Origin of the sequence: Nitrosomonas ureae, from assembly GCF_001455205.1 — a bacterium.
Classification (GTDB): domain Bacteria; phylum Pseudomonadota; class Gammaproteobacteria; order Burkholderiales; family Nitrosomonadaceae; genus Nitrosomonas; species Nitrosomonas ureae.
In genome coordinates this window covers 127381-143746 of sequence record NZ_CP013341.1, presented here as the reverse complement: position 1 = coordinate 143746, position 16366 = coordinate 127381, and the positions used below count along the sequence as shown (strand labels likewise).

15 protein-coding genes are annotated in these 16366 nt (G+C 43.5%); 6 read left to right on the top strand and 9 right to left on the bottom strand.

Going from position 1 to position 16366, the window contains the following annotated elements; genetic code table 11:
- Positions 1-89: 89 nt before the first annotated feature.
- Positions 90-446 (bottom strand): ribulose bisphosphate carboxylase small subunit, encoded by a 357-nt coding sequence (locus ATY38_RS00775; protein ID WP_013646859.1) that lies wholly within the window; start codon positions 444-446, stop codon positions 90-92.
- An 80-nt stretch (positions 447-526) separates the two neighbouring features.
- Entirely contained in the window at positions 527-1948 is a 1422-nt protein-coding gene (locus ATY38_RS00770) for a form I ribulose bisphosphate carboxylase large subunit (protein WP_013646860.1), read from the bottom strand.
- A gap of 207 nt (positions 1949-2155) precedes the next feature.
- Between ATY38_RS00770 and ATY38_RS00765 the strand changes: the two genes are divergently transcribed.
- From ATY38_RS00765 to rimO, 4 genes are all read left to right on the top strand, one after another.
- The gene (locus ATY38_RS00765) at positions 2156-3073 is read left to right on the top strand and encodes a LysR family transcriptional regulator (RefSeq protein WP_062557612.1); all 918 of its coding nucleotides are present in this window, start codon (positions 2156-2158) and stop codon (positions 3071-3073) included.
- 115 nt (positions 3074-3188) lie between these two features.
- The gene (locus tag ATY38_RS00760) at positions 3189-3860 is read left to right on the top strand and encodes a hypothetical protein (RefSeq protein WP_062557611.1); all 672 of its coding nucleotides are present in this window, start codon (positions 3189-3191) and stop codon (positions 3858-3860) included.
- Positions 3861-3901: 41 nt separating this feature from the next.
- Entirely contained in the window at positions 3902-4126 is a 225-nt protein-coding gene (locus ATY38_RS00755) for a hypothetical protein (protein WP_062557610.1), read from the top strand.
- A 156-nt stretch (positions 4127-4282) separates the two neighbouring features.
- Positions 4283-5662 (top strand): 30S ribosomal protein S12 methylthiotransferase RimO, encoded by a 1380-nt coding sequence (rimO, locus tag ATY38_RS00750; protein WP_062560041.1) that lies wholly within the window; start codon positions 4283-4285, stop codon positions 5660-5662.
- 110 nt (positions 5663-5772) lie between these two features.
- Here rimO and truB read toward each other — a convergent pair whose 3' ends face one another.
- The 5 genes from truB to rimP form a co-directional block, all read right to left on the bottom strand.
- Positions 5773-6732 carry a tRNA pseudouridine(55) synthase TruB gene (gene truB, locus ATY38_RS00745; RefSeq protein ID WP_062557609.1) on the bottom strand — a complete coding sequence of 320 codons (960 nt, stop codon included), beginning with the start codon at positions 6730-6732 and terminating at the stop codon, positions 5773-5775.
- 41 nt (positions 6733-6773) lie between these two features.
- Entirely contained in the window at positions 6774-7157 is a 384-nt protein-coding gene (gene rbfA, locus ATY38_RS00740) for a 30S ribosome-binding factor RbfA (RefSeq protein ID WP_062557608.1), read from the bottom strand.
- Between the two features lie 31 nt (positions 7158-7188).
- On the bottom strand, positions 7189-9840 hold the full coding sequence (gene infB / locus ATY38_RS00735; protein WP_062557607.1) for a translation initiation factor IF-2: 2652 nt from the start codon (positions 9838-9840) through the stop codon (positions 7189-7191).
- A gap of 87 nt (positions 9841-9927) precedes the next feature.
- Complete coding sequence (gene nusA / locus ATY38_RS00730) at positions 9928-11400, bottom strand: transcription termination factor NusA (RefSeq protein ID WP_062557606.1); 1473 nt, start codon at positions 11398-11400, stop codon at positions 9928-9930.
- A gap of 23 nt (positions 11401-11423) precedes the next feature.
- Positions 11424-11852 (bottom strand): ribosome maturation factor RimP, encoded by a 429-nt coding sequence (gene rimP / locus ATY38_RS00725; RefSeq protein WP_062557605.1) that lies wholly within the window; start codon positions 11850-11852, stop codon positions 11424-11426.
- A gap of 271 nt (positions 11853-12123) precedes the next feature.
- Here rimP and acs point away from each other — a divergent pair, with 271 nt between their 5' ends.
- On the top strand, positions 12124-14091 hold the full coding sequence (gene acs / locus ATY38_RS00720; protein ID WP_062557604.1) for an acetate--CoA ligase: 1968 nt from the start codon (positions 12124-12126) through the stop codon (positions 14089-14091).
- A gap of 41 nt (positions 14092-14132) precedes the next feature.
- A complete protein-coding gene (locus ATY38_RS00715) occupies positions 14133-15101 on the top strand; it encodes an MBL fold metallo-hydrolase (protein WP_062557603.1) in 969 nt (322 codons plus the stop codon).
- Positions 15102-15193: 92 nt separating this feature from the next.
- On the opposite strand, the gene ATY38_RS00710 is transcribed toward ATY38_RS00715, so the two are convergent.
- Complete coding sequence (locus ATY38_RS00710; protein ID WP_062557602.1) at positions 15194-15412, bottom strand: hypothetical protein; 219 nt, start codon at positions 15410-15412, stop codon at positions 15194-15196.
- A gap of 767 nt (positions 15413-16179) precedes the next feature.
- The gene (locus ATY38_RS16325) at positions 16180-16326 is read right to left on the bottom strand and encodes a hypothetical protein (RefSeq protein WP_176767904.1); all 147 of its coding nucleotides are present in this window, start codon (positions 16324-16326) and stop codon (positions 16180-16182) included.
- Positions 16327-16366 lie beyond the last annotated feature (40 nt).

Below are 16366 nucleotides of genomic sequence, written 5' to 3'. Positions count from 1 at the left end.
GATCTGATAAGTACTTTATTTTGATCAAAAAAAACCCCCCGATCCTGTTACAGGCAAAGGGGGCTCCAGGGTACGAAACCCGCTGTGTTTTAAACAGTCTTGCCGCGGTATATCACCATGGCGGTACCTTGCGATTGGGTAAAATTGTTGTAACCAATCAAACGGACATGATTGTTCGGATTTGCTTTATGACAAGCAGCGGCTTCTGCAAGCACTTTGTCTACATCAGTTTCACCAAACATAGGCAGCTTCCACATGTACCAGTAGGAATCCATCACATACTCAGGCTCCGTATGCTCGATGGCTGGGTTCCAGCCTTTACTGATTAAATACTGTACTTGCTTTTTGATATCTTTGTCAGCCATTGCAGGCAAATAAGAAAATGTTTCAAATTTACGGCTTGCCGGATCACTGACACGTGATTTGTAATCGATTACTTCGCTCATTATTTATTCCTTAATTTTAGAAAGATGAAGGAGAAAAGCAGCGTTAACCATTTTAACTCTTCTCCTTGAGTTATATATTCTTACTTGTGAGCTATGTCCAGCTTATCAACCGTATCAAACTCGAACTTGATCTCTTTCCATGTTTCCATGGCGATTTTCAGTTCAGGACTGCTTTTGGCTGCTTTGGTCAGAATAGCTTTGCCTTCTTTCTCGATTTCAACACCTTGGTTACGCGCTTCCACGCAGGCTTCTAATGCGACGCGGTTAGCGGCAGCGCCCGCAGCGTTACCCCATGGATGACCCAAGGTGCCGCCACCAAACTGCAAGCAGGCATCGTCACCAAAGATCGCGACCAGGGCTGGCATATGCCAAACGTGAATACCACCTGAAGCAACCGGGAATACACCTGGCATAGAGCCCCAATCTTGATCGAAGAACAGGCCACGGCTGCGGTCTTCTTTGATGAATTTATCGCGCATGGTGTCAATCCAACCGAGGGTTGCTGCACGGTCACCTTCCAGTTTACCAACCACGGTACCGGAATGCAGATGATCGCCACCCGACAAACGCAGCACTTTGGTTAAAACGCGGAAATGAATACCATGGTGTGGGTTGCGATCGAGCACGGCGTGCATGGCACGATGGATGTGCAGTAGCATTCCGTTATTGCGACACCAGTTAGCCAAACCTGTATTGGCGGTTAAACCACCTGTCAAGTAGTCATGCATAATGATCGGTGCACCCAATTCTTTGGCGAATTCTGCACGTTTGTACATTTCTTCCGGGGTTGGTGCTGTTACGTTAAGGTAGTGACCTTTACGTTCTCCGGTTTCACGCTCGGCTTTTTGGCAAGCTTCCACCACGAATTGGAAACGATCGCGCCAGCGCATGAAAGGTTGACTGTTAATGTTTTCGTCGTCCTTGGTCAGATCCAGTCCGCCGCGCAGACATTCGTATACGGCACGGCCATAGTTTTTGGCGGATAGGCCTAGTTTGGGCTTAATGGTACAACCTAACAGTGCGCGGCCATATTTGTTAAAACGATCGCGTTCCACTTGAATACCGGCTGGGGGTCCGCCGCAGGTTTTGACATAAGCAATCGGGAAGCGGACATCTTCCAGACGCAATGCGCGCAGCGCTTTAAATCCAAATACGTTACCTACGAGAGAAGTCAATACGTTAACGACGGAACCTTCTTCAAACAGATCAATCGGGTAAGCCACAAAAGCGTAGAAACAAGTGTCATCCCCAGGTACATCCTCAATCTTATACGCACGGCCCTTATAGTAGTCCAAATCGGTCAGCAGATCGGTCCATACCGTGGTCCATGTGCCTGTGGAAGATTCCGCAGCTACGGCAGCCGCTACTTCTTCGCGAGGCACGCCGGGTTGTGGTGTGATTTTAAAACATGCCAGAATATCAGTATCCAATGGGGTGTAATCAGGAGTCCAGTAAGTTTGTCTATACTCTTTTACACCAGCGTTATATATTTTTACTGCCATAGTTTCTTCTCCAGTTAAATTCCACTCAGTTCCAGCCAACCGTCCCGACAGAAATGAGAGGGGATTGCGTTACAAACAACAAACATGACTACTTAAACCTATGGATTGCACTATAGCGCTCTTTATACATAAGAACAAATAAGTAATATTGATATGTATAATAAGGTAATGCTTATATATATGCCTTAATTTTTCTGAATCGCTAACATGCTGCATCTAACCCTACGCCAATTGAAAGTGTTTGAGTCGGTCGCCCGGCATTTGAGCTATTCGCGCGCAGCCGATGAGCTTCACTTGACTCAGCCCGCGGTCTCGATGCAAATCAAGCAATTGGAAGACAATATTGGTTTACCGTTATTGGAGCAATTGGGAAAGCGAATTTATCTGACCGAAGCGGGACGCGAACTGTATCAATACAGCCGTTCTATAGCTCAACAGCTATCCGATATGGAAGTGGCTTTAGATGAATTAAAAGGAATGGAGCGTGGCAAGCTGAATATTTCAGTAGTCACTACGGCGAATTACTTTGCCCCCCATTTGTTAGCGAAGTTTTGCCAGCGTTACCGGGGTGTGACCGTGAGTTTGAATGTTTCCAACCGTGAAGCAGTGTTAAAGCAACTGGCGGATAATTTAATTGATCTTGCGATTATGGGGCAGCCTCCTGAGAATCTGGATATTGATAGCGAATCTTTTATGGAGAATCCATTGGTTGTCGTGGCACCGTCGGATCACCCATTGTGTAAAGAGCGATTTATTCCGGTAAAACGATTGGCCAAGGAAATTTTTCTCGTACGTGAATCCGGTTCGGGCACACGTAGTGCCATGGAGCGCTTTTTCGCCGCACATAAGGTTGCTATCAATAAAGGTATGGAAACAGATACAACTGAAGCGATCAAGCAAGCGGTGCAGGCGGGCATGGGGTTGGGTATCATGTCGTTGCATACTGTGGAGCTGGAACTTGAAACTAATCGATTGAAAATTCTTAATGTTCAAGGGTTTCCCATTGTTCGTTATTGGTATGTCGTCAATCGCAAGAATAAACGCTTATCCAGTGTTGCAAATGCATTTAGGGAGTTTTTACTAAAAGAAGCAGAAAAGCTGATGTTGGTATCAAAGCGATCATAATATTTTTGACGAATATAAAAATATCACGCATTCTTACGCTTGTTAATTGACTGACTTTTAGTCAAGTATAGTTCTTAATGAATGATCAACCTTAGCTTGATAAGATGCTGTCTAAGTGAATAAGTCGACTACAGTAAATGTTAGTGTTAGTTTATGGTGCGGCTTGGGTGCGCTATTGATTTTATTGATCGATTTCAATACATCATTAGGTATCGCCAGTGGTGTACCCTATATTATTATCGTATTAATTTCATTAAAATCACCGGACAAACGCTACACGATAGCCGTTGCAATATTATGTACTGTTTTAGTTTGGATCGGGTATCTAGGATCTCCGCCCAGTGATGTGGAAATGTATAAAGCTTATATCAATCGCTTCTTGAGCGTCCTGGCTATTTGGGTTACAACTATTTTGACTTTATTACAGCGCGATAGCATTAATCAATTGCACCAAGAACGATTGAAAAACTTACAATCGATCAGGGAGGCTGAAATTCAGCAAGAAAAATTAAAAGTGCTTAGAGCAACCATGAGAACAGTACAGGATATTACTGGCAATTTTCTGAACAATTTGCATTTTTTTAAGCTCGGGATTGATAAAAATAACTCGTTGTCACCGGAATCAATGAAGTGGCTTGATCAAATAACTCAGGAGACGACAATGCGGTTGAATAAGTTAGCAAATTTGGATGAGATACGGGAAAAAAAGATGGCTGGCGATCTGGTAGGTATCGATTATGAGCGACCAGCTAAAGAAAATAAAAAGAGGGATACCATCGACGGGTAACCTATAAATTGATTTGTTGAAATAAATAAAGAGGGTGAATAATGTCAGGACAAGGATCGGGTGGAAATGTCATCGCTGCAATATGCAGTTTTTTTATACCGGGATTAGGGCAGCTGGTGCAGGGGCGTTTACTGCCGGCTTTTTTGTTTTTTGCTATTTGTGGCACAGGTTATTTTTTTGCGGTACTGATTGTCCCTGCAGTCATCGGTGGAATTTTTCATCTCTGGTCAATTATTGACGCAGCCCGGTTTAATGGATCCGCGTAATCAATCGCAAGTTGAGGGTAATTATTGTCTATCGGACTTACCGAGCTTGCAGGGTTTTTGATTGTTTTGTCACTGATCGAGAGAAACGAATTATTTGAATCGGTATTCAGATACAATCCAAAGTTTTCACCACAACTATCTCCAAATAACTATTATATGTCAGCAGGCAAGCAGTTTCCGCAAAAAGTTGGTTTTGTCTCTCTGGGGTGTCCCAAGGCCTTGGTCGATTCAGAACAAATATTGACCCAGTTGCGGGCGGAAGGTTATGAAATATCGGCTTCATATCAAGATGCGGACTTGGTCGTGGTCAATACCTGCGGGTTTATTGATAGCGCCGTTGAAGAGTCATTGGATGCCATTGGCGAAGCTTTGGCAGAGAATGGTAAGGTGATCGTGACAGGTTGTCTTGGTGCCAAGGAAGATGGGGACGTCGTCAAAAAAGCTCATCCGCAAGTGCTGGCGGTTACCGGACCGCATGCGCTGCCGGAAGTCATGTCCGCGATTCATACGCATTTGCCACAACCTCATGATCCCTATACTAGCCTGATACCTCCGCACGGAATACGGTTAACACCGAAACATTATGCGTATGTGAAAATTTCTGAAGGCTGTAATCATCGGTGTACGTTTTGTATTATTCCATCAATGCGTGGCGATTTGGTGAGCCGTCCGATTCACCAAGTGATGCAGGAAGCCGAACACTTGGTGAATGCCGGGGTAAAAGAGCTGTTGATTATTTCACAGGATACCAGCGCGTACGGTGTTGATGTGAAATACCGTACCGGTTTTTGGCAGGGAAGGCCGGTGAAAACCCGCCTGACCGAACTTGCGTATGCTTTGGGGTCGTTGGGAGTATGGATAAGGTTGCATTATGTTTATCCCTATCCGCATGTGGATGCAGTCATTCCGCTTATGGCTGAAGGCAAGATATTGCCCTACTTGGACGTGCCATTTCAGCATGCAAATCCGCGCATTCTCAAAATGATGAAACGGCCCGCAAGTGCCGAGAATAATTTGGCTCGAATTCAACAATGGCGGGAAATTTGCCCTGATATTACATTGCGAAGCACCTTCATTGTTGGTTTCCCGGGTGAGACCGAGGCGGAATTTGAAGATCTTCTGGCTTTTTTACAGGAAGCGCAATTAGACCGCGTAGGCTGCTTTACGTACTCTCCTGTTGAGGGTGCTACTGCCAATCAGTTGTCTGACCATATTCCCGAGGCAATCAAACAAGAGCGTCGCGCCCGTTTCATGCAGCAGCAGGAAGAAATCAGCCGCCAACGATTGGCTGCGAAAGTAGGTCATACAATGACGGTTATGATTGACGAATTAACTGAGAGTCAAGTGATTGCACGAAGTAGTGCGGATGCGCCGGATATTGATGGAGTGGTTTATGTGGAAAATGCTGGACACTTGCAGCCGGGTGAGCTCATCGACGTGCAAATTTCTGGATCGGATGCGCATGATTTATTTGCTGTCATGCTAAATCGAGATCCTTCGCAACAGGGTGGTTTTCCGAATTCAGAAATGCATTGACTTGATGCTTGGTTGAAACAATACGAATCTATGAATTAATGAAAAGATTATTGTTGCATTGAGGGAGGGAATTTGCGGTGCAATTGATCGGTTTGGAAAGAGTTTTTACATTAACTGGAGAAACTCTGTGCGGTGTATTCCAGTAAATAGGAGTCTGAAAGCAATCTTTTTACTGCAATAGTTTGTTCTATTGTGATCTCACCCAATCCCAAGAACTGATCTTGCTCGGTATACAATCGAACCTGCCTTCCGTTCTTGATAATTCCATGCATGCTTGATGGGCATAAAATATTGCGTCCCTGCTGAATTTGTAATGCACTCAATCGATCCAGAGTAATTGAAGGGTAATCCTGTAGCAGATAATCAATGGGTAATAAAGAATTGTCGCGTTCGGATGCGCTCATATTTTCAAGTGCGGATAAGGTATAGGTTTGTGATAAATTAAAACGATCAATTGCAGTACGTCGTAAACCAGTCAAATAAGCGCCGCCGCATCCCATTGCTTTGCCAATGTCTTCAGCGAGCACTCGGATGTAAGTGCCGGTACTACATTGAATGCTTAATTGCAGTTCATTATAGTGGAGGGATTGAATTTGAATGTCATAGATGGTTATTTCGCGTGCTTGACGTTCAATGATTTCCCCCTTTCTGGCATAACAATAAAGTGGTTTGCCATGATGTTTGAGCGCGCTGAACATGGGAGGGATTTGTTTGATTTTTCCGATAAATTGTGACAGTGTTTTCTGACACTCTGCGAGTGTCGGGTTTTGAGCAGTGGCCGCAACCGGGCTGATTATGCCTTCCGCATCACCGGTAGTGCTCATAAAACCGAGCCTCAATGTTGCTTCATAGGTTTTATTGGCTCCCAACAGCACTGATGAGAATTTTGTAGCTTCGCCAAAACAAATCGACAGTAATCCGGTGGCCATAGGATCCAGCGTACCGGTATGCCCACATTTGGCGGCAAAGAACAATTGTTTTGCAGTCTGTAATGCCTTATTGGAAGAAATTCCATAAGGCTTATCCAATAATAAAACGCCACTGATATTACGTTTTCTTGACTTAATCAAATTATTCGGTGAAATACTAACGAGTAGTCAACTAAAATTAATTATTTATCTGAATCTGTTTGATGGATTGCCTGATCTTGGGCAATGGCTTCGTCGATTAATTTTGACAAGCGAAAACCACGTTCAACTGACTCATCATAAATAAAATGGAGTTGGGGTACAAGGCGCAATTTCATGCGGTGAGATAAATTTGAGCGTAAAAAACCTTTAGCGTGCTCCAAGCCTTTCTCTATCAGAAAATTTTCATCCTGATGCACTAGCGTAGTGTAAAAAACCTTGGCGTGACTATAGTCACGCGTTACCTCGACAGCGGTGATGGTAATTTGTTTAATTCGCGGATCCTTGATTTCATTCTGTATTAAGTCCGCTAATTCGCGTTGTATCTGATCAGCGATACGTAAACTACGGGAAAAATCTTTGGGCATGTGTGCTCTATATATGTCGTATGAGCACTTGCTATAGGAAGCGTGCAGTTTCGACAATTTCATAGACTTCCAATTGATCGCCTACTTGAATATCATTAAAATTCTTGAGTGATAAACCACATTCAAAGCCTTCTCTAACTTCTTTAACATCATCTTTAAAGCGCTTCAGTGAATCGAGTTCGCAGCTGTGAATTACTAAGCCATCGCGTAATACTCTGACTAAAGAATTCCTCTTGACGATGCCATCCAATACGTAGCATCCGGCTACTGCGCCTACTTTAGGTATGCGATAGATTTCACGAATATCAATCAAACCTAGAATACTTTCTTTGCGTTCAGGTGACATTAATCCTGAGAGTGCGGCTTTTATTTCTTCAACGGCTTCGTAAATGATATTGTAATAACGCACATCCACGCCGTTGGAAGCTATTAATTTGCGCGCACCTGCATCTGCGCGAACATTAAAGCCAATTATCACAGCTTTTGAAGCTAACGACAGATTCACATCTGATTCAATAATCGCGCCCACTGCGCTGTGAATAATATTGACCTTAACTTCATCAGTTGCAAGTTTTTGTAAGGCATACGCCAATGCGCCGCAGGATCCCTGGACATCCGCTTTGATGATCAATGATAGTATTTTCACATCTTCTTGCTGATCAAAAACGTTTTCGAGTTTTGCGGCCTGCTGTTTGGCAAGTTTCACATCCCGGTATTTACCTTGCCGGAATAATGCGATTTCTCGTGCTTTTCGTTCGTCATCCAATGCAAGAACTGTCTCGCCCGCTTCAGGAACTTCGGATAAGCCCTGAATTTCGACCGGAATAGATGTTCCTGCTTGTTTAATTGCTTTCCCATTTTCATCATTCATGGCCCGCACTTTCCCAAACACCGCGCCAGCCAGCAGCGCATCGCCACGTTTCAGCATTCCTGATTGCACCAGAATTGTAGCGACGGGGCCACGACCTTTATCCAGACGTGATTCAATCACGACCCCTTTGGCAGGGGTATTGATCGGTGCTTTGAGTTCCAATACTTCAGCTTGTAGTAATATGGTTTCCAGTAAGGTATCAATGCCTTGACCTGTTTTGGCCGAAACTTCAACGAACATGGTATCGCCTCCCCACTCTTCAGGTAAGACCTCGTGGGCAATCAATTCCTGTCTAATGCGTTCAGCATTCGCATCAGGCTTATCAATTTTATTGATTGCTACAATAATAGGCAGTTTTGCCGCTTTTGCATGATGGATCGCTTCAATAGTTTGAGGCATAACGCCGTCATCAGCGGCGACTACGAGAATAACGATATCGGTAATTTTAGTACCACGTGCGCGCATTGCGGTAAATGCTTCATGGCCGGGTGTGTCCAAGAAGGTGATCATACCGTGATCAGTTTCTACATGGTAAGCACCGATATGTTGGGTAATGCCGCCAGCTTCTCCGCCAGCAACACGCGTGCGACGAATGTAGTCCAACAGTGAAGTTTTTCCATGATCAACATGACCCATAACTGTGACTACAGGAGCGCGTGCAACCAATTCTGCTTCAGTAATGGAAGATTCACGGTCGGCCAGGAAAGTTTCGGGATTATCCATTTCGGCATATTTTGCAGTATGTCCCATTTCTTCCACAACGATCATGGCAGTATCTTGATCTAACATCTGATTGATCGTCACCATGCTGCCCATTTTCATCAATACTTTAATAACATCAGCAGCTTTAACTGACATTTTCTGTGCAAGTGCGCCTACCGAAATGGTTTCCGGAACCATAATGTCGCGCACAATCGGCTCTGTCGGAGCGAAAAATCCATGAATATTCTGTTCTTCCGCATGAACAGGCTTGCTATGTTTATCTCTACGGGTTCTCCAGCCTTGTCCGCCAGTAAGATCGCCGTGGGTTTTAACACCCCGTTTTTTGGTATTCTCATCTTTCCAGATGACTTGCTTAGCTTGTTTCTTTTTCTTATCTGTTTTTTCTTCAGCTTTTACTATAGGTTTATGTAATGTCCCGCCAGTCGGGCTGGATTGTGAATCTATATTGCCCGGTTGTTCAATTTCATTGTTCTTTGCGGTGCTTAGGTGTGCATCCGTGATGGGTTGAGTAGTCTCTGAAGGCTGTGGATTGATTGTTGCCGAGTTCGTTTCAGTAATTATTTCTGCCTTGGTAGCTTTCTTTTGTGCATGATCAGTTGCCTCAGTGCTTTTGCGCTCTCTTTTTTGTCTTACTTCCTCAGCTTGGCGTGCCATCAGCTCAGCTTGTTTTCTGGCTTCTTCATTGCGCAAAGCCAATTGGTCTTCATCAATGATGGATCCTGTTGCAGCTTGCTTTGTAACATCCGCCGATTTACTCGCTGTTGCGGGTATAGCATCAGCATCTCCAATCATCATTGGTTTTGTCAGTACGCGTCTTTTTCTGACTTCTACTTGAATGGTCCGTGCTCGGCCGGTACTGTCAGATTTCCGAATCTCCGAGGTTTGTCGGCGTGTTAGAGTAACTTTGCTTTTGGTCTCAGTCGTGCCATGGGTTTTCCTAAGATAATCAAGTAATAGAGCTTTATCTTGCTCAGTTAAACTGTCTTCCGCCAGCATCTTTTTTACACCGGCAGCTTTAAGTTGCTCCAGCAGTACTGCCGGTAGCAAACCCAGTTCATTCGCAAATTGTTCCACACTCATTTGAGCCATTTATAACCTTTCAACAATCAAAACTACAGATAGGTTTCACTATAAAATAAACAAATCGGCTAATCTATTATTAACCAGTTATTAAAATTAAGTAAACCAGGGTGCACGTGCTTTAATAATCAATTGATTTGCAAGTTCAATATCAATACCGGTCATCTCAACCAAGTCATCGGCAGCTAAATCAGCCAAATCAGATTGGGTAATGATACCCTTTGCTGCTAATTCTCGAATAATATTGATATCCATTCCTTCGATTGAAAGCAAATCTTCAGCAACATGCTCGACTTTTTCTTCATTAGCAATGGCATCTGTCAATAATACATTGCGCGCCCGATTTCTTATCTCATTGACTGTTTCTTCGTCTAATGATTCGATTTCCAGCATCTCATTTAATGGGATATAGGCTACTTCTTCAAGAGAAACAAAGCCTTCCTGCATAAGTATTTCTGCGATTTCTGCATCAACATCCAATTTTTGCATAAAAAGTTGACAGATTTGTGATGTTTCCTGTTCATGCTTGGTTTTAGATTCTTCAATGGTCATGATATTGAGCTCCCAGCCTGTTAGCTCGGAGGCTAAACGTACATTTTGCCCGCCTCGACCAATAGCCTGTGCGAGATTATCATCATCGACTACAATATCCATGCTGTGTTTTTCTTCGTCAACCATGATGCTGCTGATTTCTGCAGGTGCCAGTGCATTAATAATAAAAGTGGCGGGGTCGTCAGACCACAAAACGATATCAACACGCTCGCCCGCCAACTCGCTAATCACAGCTTGCACACGGGATCCGCGCATACCTACACAGGTTCCAATCGGGTCAATGCGTTGATCGTTCGATTTAACGGCGATCTTGGCGCGTGACCCTGAATCCCGGGCAGCTGCTTTAATTTCCAATAGCCCTTCTTCAATCTCTGGGACTTCTAATTCAAATAACTTCATTAGAAATTCAGGGGAGATGCGTGAAAGTTTTAGTTGCGGTCCCCTAGCCGCACGATCAACTTTGTATAAATAAGCACGCACGCGATCACCGACGCGCAAGTTTTCTTTGGGTATCATCTGGTCGCGTGGCAATTCCGCTTCAATTTTCCCAGATTCAATAATGGCATTGCCGCGCTCCATGCGCTTAATCGTGCCGTTAATTAAATAATCTTCTCGTTCAAGAAAATCATTCAAAGTTTGCTCACGCTCTGCTTCACGTATTTTCTGGAAAATTACTTGTTTTGCTGCTTGTGCTCCGATGCGCCCGAATTCTATGGGTTCCAGGGGTTTTTCAAGATGATCGCCTAGTTGGATATTAGTATCAATTTTTATTGCATCACTTAAAGCCACTTGGCGTGCTGAATCTTCCACGGAATCGTCGTTTACAACCAGCCAACGACGGAAAGATTGATGATCTCCTGTTTCTCTATCAATAGAAATGCGTGTTTCAATATCCTCTTGAAACCGTTTCTTGGTGGCGGATGATAATGCAAGCTCCAAAGCCGTGAAAACAATTTCTTTTTCAACTGATTTTTCACGCGCTAATGCATCAACTAACAGTAAAATTTCGCGGCTCATAATCCTCCAGTTTAATCCTTATCCTACAATCTTGGAACCAAACGAGCTTTTCCAACGTTACTTAATTCAAGGTCTAATAACTTTCCTTCGATTTCAAGTTTTATTATGCCATTATCCACTTCTCGTAAAATCCCTACAAAATTTTTTTGACCCTCTAAAGGGATGCGCAACTTTAATTTTATTGTTTCTCCTCTAAACCGAAGAAAATCCGCTTCTCTTCGTAAAGGTCTATCTAATCCTGGTGATGAAACCTCTAATCGACCATAATCAATATTTTCGACTGCTAGTAATCGGCTCAAGTGGTTACTGATTGTCACGCAATCGTCAATGCAAATACCCTCTGCCTTATCTACAAATATTCTTAGCAATTTGTTGTGTGCTGATCGTTCCACCTCGACCAACTCATAACCCAAACCATGCAGAGTTGATTCCAGTAATTCTTCCAGTGCCATAGCTCCACCACAAATAAAAAATGGGCTGAAAAAGCCCATCGCATCTACTACGTCAATTTTAACAAATATTTATAAAATATGGAATATAAACTTCGCAAAAGAGTAATGCCTTAGCGATTTTCAACGTTTTCTATTCGCATCCTGTTGTCAGCTTTTTTGTAGGACTATGGACTCAGTTTACTGCTTTCGAAATAAGAACACCGCATCTATTAGAGTGCCAATGATACAATTCTGATCCAGTGTATTGAACTGTAAGTACTGGAGACCAAGCATGCCGACCATTGAATCAATATTAAACGAAACTCGAGTTTTTTCACCTGCGAAAGAATTTTCCACCAAAGCCAACATACCCAGCTTTGAAGCATATCAAGCTTTATGTGCGGAAGCGGAGGAGGATTATCTGAGTTTCTGGGCAAAACGGGCACAAGAACAGATCGCATGGCATAAACCTTTTACGCAAGTGCTGAATGATCAGATGGCTCCCTTTTTTCAGTGGTTCGGTGACGGTGAGTTAAACGTTTCTTATAATTGTCTTGATCGGCATCTGGAGACACAAGCCGATAAGGTTGCTATCATTTTTGAGTCCGATGACGGAGAAATAACACACTCAACGTACCGCGATCTTCACCAACGTGTTTGTAAGCTTGCTAATGCACTGAGATCAAATAACATTAACAAAGGCGATCGAGTCATCATTTACATGCCGATGCGTATTGAAGCGGTTGTTGCAATGCAGGCCTGCGCACGTATTGGTGCAATTCACTCAGTGGTATTTGGCGGGTTCTCAGCCAAAAGCTTGCATGAGCGCATCCAAGATGCGGGTGCAGTAGCAGTTATCACGGCCGATGAACAGGTGCGCGGGGGTAAACGCAATCCGCTCAAATCAATTGTTGATGAAGCCTTGAATAAGGTTGACGCGATTTCCGTACGATTGGTCGTGATTTATCAACGCACGGGCGCCGCTATTCGATTTGATCCCGTACGTGATGTTTGGTGGCATGAGCTTACGGAAAATGCCAGCCTCCAATGTGAGCCTGAATGGGTGGGCGCTGAACACCCATTATTTACACTTTATACTTCGGGATCCACGGGTAAACCTAAAGGGGTTCAGCATTCCAGCGCGGGCTATTTGCTTGGAACCAAACAAAGTATGCAATGGATTTTTGACTACAAGCCTACCGATGTGTTTTGGTGTACCGCGGATGTCGGCTGGATTACCGGTCACAGTTATGTGGCTTATGGACCTCTTGCGATGGGAGCTACCCAAGTAATTTTTGAAGGAATACCGACTTATCCTAATGCCGGGCGTTTTTGGGACATTATACAAAAGCACAAAGTTACGACATTTTACACGGCACCCACCGCAATTCGCTCATTGATTAAGCTCGGTGCGGATTTGCCAGAACAATACGAGCTTTCATCATTGCGATTGCTGGGCTCTGTAGGTGAACCAATTAATCCTGAGGCCTGGATGTGGTTTTATGAAAAAGTAGGCCGATCACGATGTCCGATCGTTGATACTTGGTGGCAAACGGAAACCGGCAGCCATATGATTGCACCGGCTCCGGGTGCAATTGCGCTCAAGCCGGGTTCATGTACTTTTCCTTTGCCGGGAATTTTTGCGGCGATAGTCGATGAAGCTGGGCATGATGTCGAAAACGGTAAGGGCGGTTTTCTGGTAATCAAAAAACCATTTCCCTCACAGATTCGTGCCCTGTGGGGTGATCCCGAGCGCTTCAAAGAGACTTATTTTCCAGAGGATATGGGTGGCAAGTATTATTTGGCAGGTGATTCCGCATATCGTGATATGGAGGGTTATTTTTGGATCATGGGTCGTACCGACGATGTGCTGAACGTATCCGGGCACAGGTTGGGAACGATGGAAATTGAATCGGTGCTGGTGGCGCATCCCTCGGTTGCAGAGGCTGCCGTGGTTGGTAAACCCCATGAGATAAAGGGAGAAGCTGTGATAGCTTTTGTGGTGCTAAAAGGCCAGTATCCACATGCAGAGGAAATTACGCAAATCACTCATACATTGCGTGAGTGGGTGGCGAAAGAGATTGGCCCTATTGCCAAGCCTGATGAAATTCGTTTTGGAGAAAATCTACCGAAAACCCGATCCGGAAAAATTATGCGCCGACTATTGCGCAGCCTTGCCAAAGGTGAAGAAATCACCCAGGATGTTTCCACGCTGGAGAATCCGGCTATCCTTGAACAATTAAAATATCCAGCACAATAGTATTTTCCGAATTAAAGATTTTCAAGAAAAAACGGAGAGATATGTCATTGCCTCTTATTACCGATTATGAATATGGCATTAGTGCCATTGATGCACAATTTCACCGTCCTAGACGAGCAGCGATACACTTGATTGTCGAGAAAGGGGTGGCCGCCCTGGTGGATACCGGTACATCCTTTTCCGTTCCGGGTGTAGTTGCAACGCTCAAGCAAAAGAATATTGCTGTTGAAGACGTGGCCTATGTGATTTTGACGCATATTCATCTTGATCATGCCGGCGGCGCAAGCCAGTGTATGCAATTTTTCCCGAATGCCAAACTGGTTGTTCATCCTCGTGGCGCGAGCCATATGGCAAATCCGATACGACTTGTTGCCGGTGCAATGAGTGTTTATGGAGAAGCCGAATTCAAACGTGTATATGGTGAAATTGTTCCGATTAATATCGAGCGTATCATGGAAGCGCCTGACGAAAGCCGCATTAATCTTAATGGGCGTTCGCTATTGTTTCTTGATACGCCTGGTCATGCGCGTCACCATAACTGCATCTATGATGAGTGTAGTCAGTCTTTTTTTACGGGTGATACTTTTGGAGTTTCGTATCGTGAGTTCGATGTCAATGGTAGAGAATTTGTCTTTCCGACCACTTCGCCCGTTCAATTTGATCCTGTTGCGGCACATACTTCAATCGACCGCATCATAAGTTATAAACCACGCTATGCGTATTTGACACACTATAGTCGGATTGGCAATTTAGAATATCATGCGCAATCCCTGCATGATCTGATTGATGCGCACGTTGCGATTGCGCAACGCGCAAAAGATAATGGGGGTGAGAGACAGTCAATCATTTCCAGGGCGTTAAGAAATTTGCTTTTGCAAAAATTGGCAGAACACGGTTGTCAATTGCCGCCAAATGAAATAAATGAGCTCTTGAACACGGATATTCGTCTGAATGCACAAGGATTGATTCATTGGCTTGATCAACCACCTGATCGATTTAAGCAATTATGATTGATCCAACTCAGTTTATATTTTAATTTTTGAATAAAAAATGGGATCAGGGCAATTGAATTAATTACCTTAATCCCATTAAATTGGAGAGTCTATGCAGTAATTTTTTTTCTCGTGTAGTACATTCTGCTTTTGGGTGAGTCGCTTAACATAGCAATCACGAGATAGTTGATGTACAGTATTGCGCCGAGAATGACATCAGAAATAAACCAGTCTGTTACAGATTCCGGTAAATCAAACACTGATAAAACACCAAAAAATGTGGTTGAGATGACTATTGCCGAAATAATAAAAATTTGACTCGTTTTCATAAAATCTCCTTATAAATAAAGTTTATTAAGATTGTGTATTAAGAGGACCTCACATGAGGCGCTTACCTCATAAACACGCCTTTTTCTATCGTTGTTTTAAATTAACGCATTCTGGGTGTGGATGTTCCTTTGAACACGCCGATTGCTAGGTAGCTTATATAAAGAATGACAGCAAGTGCACCATCGGTAATTACCCATTCTAGAATTGATTGTGGCAATCCAACCATGAATAAAACCCCAAAAAAAAACTCCACTGATAACTAGTGCTGCAATAGCAAAAATTTGATTGGTAGTCATGAGAATCTCCTTAATTAAAAATTATCAAAATTGTTTAAAAATACGTTACTGATCATTTGACGAATAACTTCACAAAAAGTTCACACTTATTTCACATTTAATTCACATTATTTCCGAACGCTGGGAATCTTAGCTTTGTCATGTCACAATGAATTGTGTTTAATTTGATAATAATAAGTGCCTAGCAAATCCTGCTGCCTTATAAAGATAAGAAACAAACAAATTTCAGCGATGATTTGCTGCCAGCTCCTTCCAACTCTCGGTGAGAAATTCTGATTCCAAAAGCAAGAAATCGCACCGGAGAAACTGAGAAGCTAAGCCAACAAACTGTATAGTTGCATCTTATATCTTGGGGCTCTGGGACGTAATTAAGAAAAAACGGAGAAAAAGGCGGTAATTCTAAAGTTATAAGTGTCTGTTTATCCGTGTATCTTAATTCTAATTACACTCCAAGATATACTATCAGACAGCTATGTTTTTTCACTGCTTATGGGTTTTATCGGCGAGGAAGCGGGCAAGGATGTCGTCTTGAGATGAGTGGATGTAATGGTCTTCGGTACCAGTTTCCTGGCGAATTCCGGTTTACCGATATGGGTCAGAATGAGCGTAGCGCTCAATCAGCTTAATCCGACGACATTTTACACCTGAGGTGTGGAA

Excerpts from the sequence above, each read along its gene's own strand:
- ATY38_RS00775 (WP_013646859.1), bottom strand. The coding sequence starts at position 446 with ATGAGCGAAGTAATCGATTACAAATCACGTGTCAGTGATCCGGCAAGC.
- ATY38_RS00770 (WP_013646860.1), bottom strand. The coding sequence starts at position 1,948 with ATGGCAGTAAAAATATATAACGCTGGTGTAAAAGAGTATAGACAAACT.
- ATY38_RS00765 (WP_062557612.1), top strand. The coding sequence starts at position 2,156 with ATGCTGCATCTAACCCTACGCCAATTGAAAGTGTTTGAGTCGGTCGCC.
- ATY38_RS00755 (WP_062557610.1), top strand. The coding sequence starts at position 3,902 with ATGTCAGGACAAGGATCGGGTGGAAATGTCATCGCTGCAATATGCAGT.
- rimO (WP_062560041.1), top strand. The coding sequence starts at position 4,283 with ATGTCAGCAGGCAAGCAGTTTCCGCAAAAAGTTGGTTTTGTCTCTCTG.
- rbfA (WP_062557608.1), bottom strand. The coding sequence starts at position 7,157 with ATGCCCAAAGATTTTTCCCGTAGTTTACGTATCGCTGATCAGATACAA.
- infB (WP_062557607.1), bottom strand. The coding sequence starts at position 9,840 with ATGGCTCAAATGAGTGTGGAACAATTTGCGAATGAACTGGGTTTGCTA.
- nusA (WP_062557606.1), bottom strand. The coding sequence starts at position 11,400 with ATGAGCCGCGAAATTTTACTGTTAGTTGATGCATTAGCGCGTGAAAAA.
- rimP (WP_062557605.1), bottom strand. The coding sequence starts at position 11,852 with ATGGCACTGGAAGAATTACTGGAATCAACTCTGCATGGTTTGGGTTAT.
- acs (WP_062557604.1), top strand. The coding sequence starts at position 12,124 with ATGCCGACCATTGAATCAATATTAAACGAAACTCGAGTTTTTTCACCT.
- ATY38_RS00715 (WP_062557603.1), top strand. The coding sequence starts at position 14,133 with ATGTCATTGCCTCTTATTACCGATTATGAATATGGCATTAGTGCCATT.
- ATY38_RS00710 (WP_062557602.1), bottom strand. The coding sequence starts at position 15,412 with ATGAAAACGAGTCAAATTTTTATTATTTCGGCAATAGTCATCTCAACC.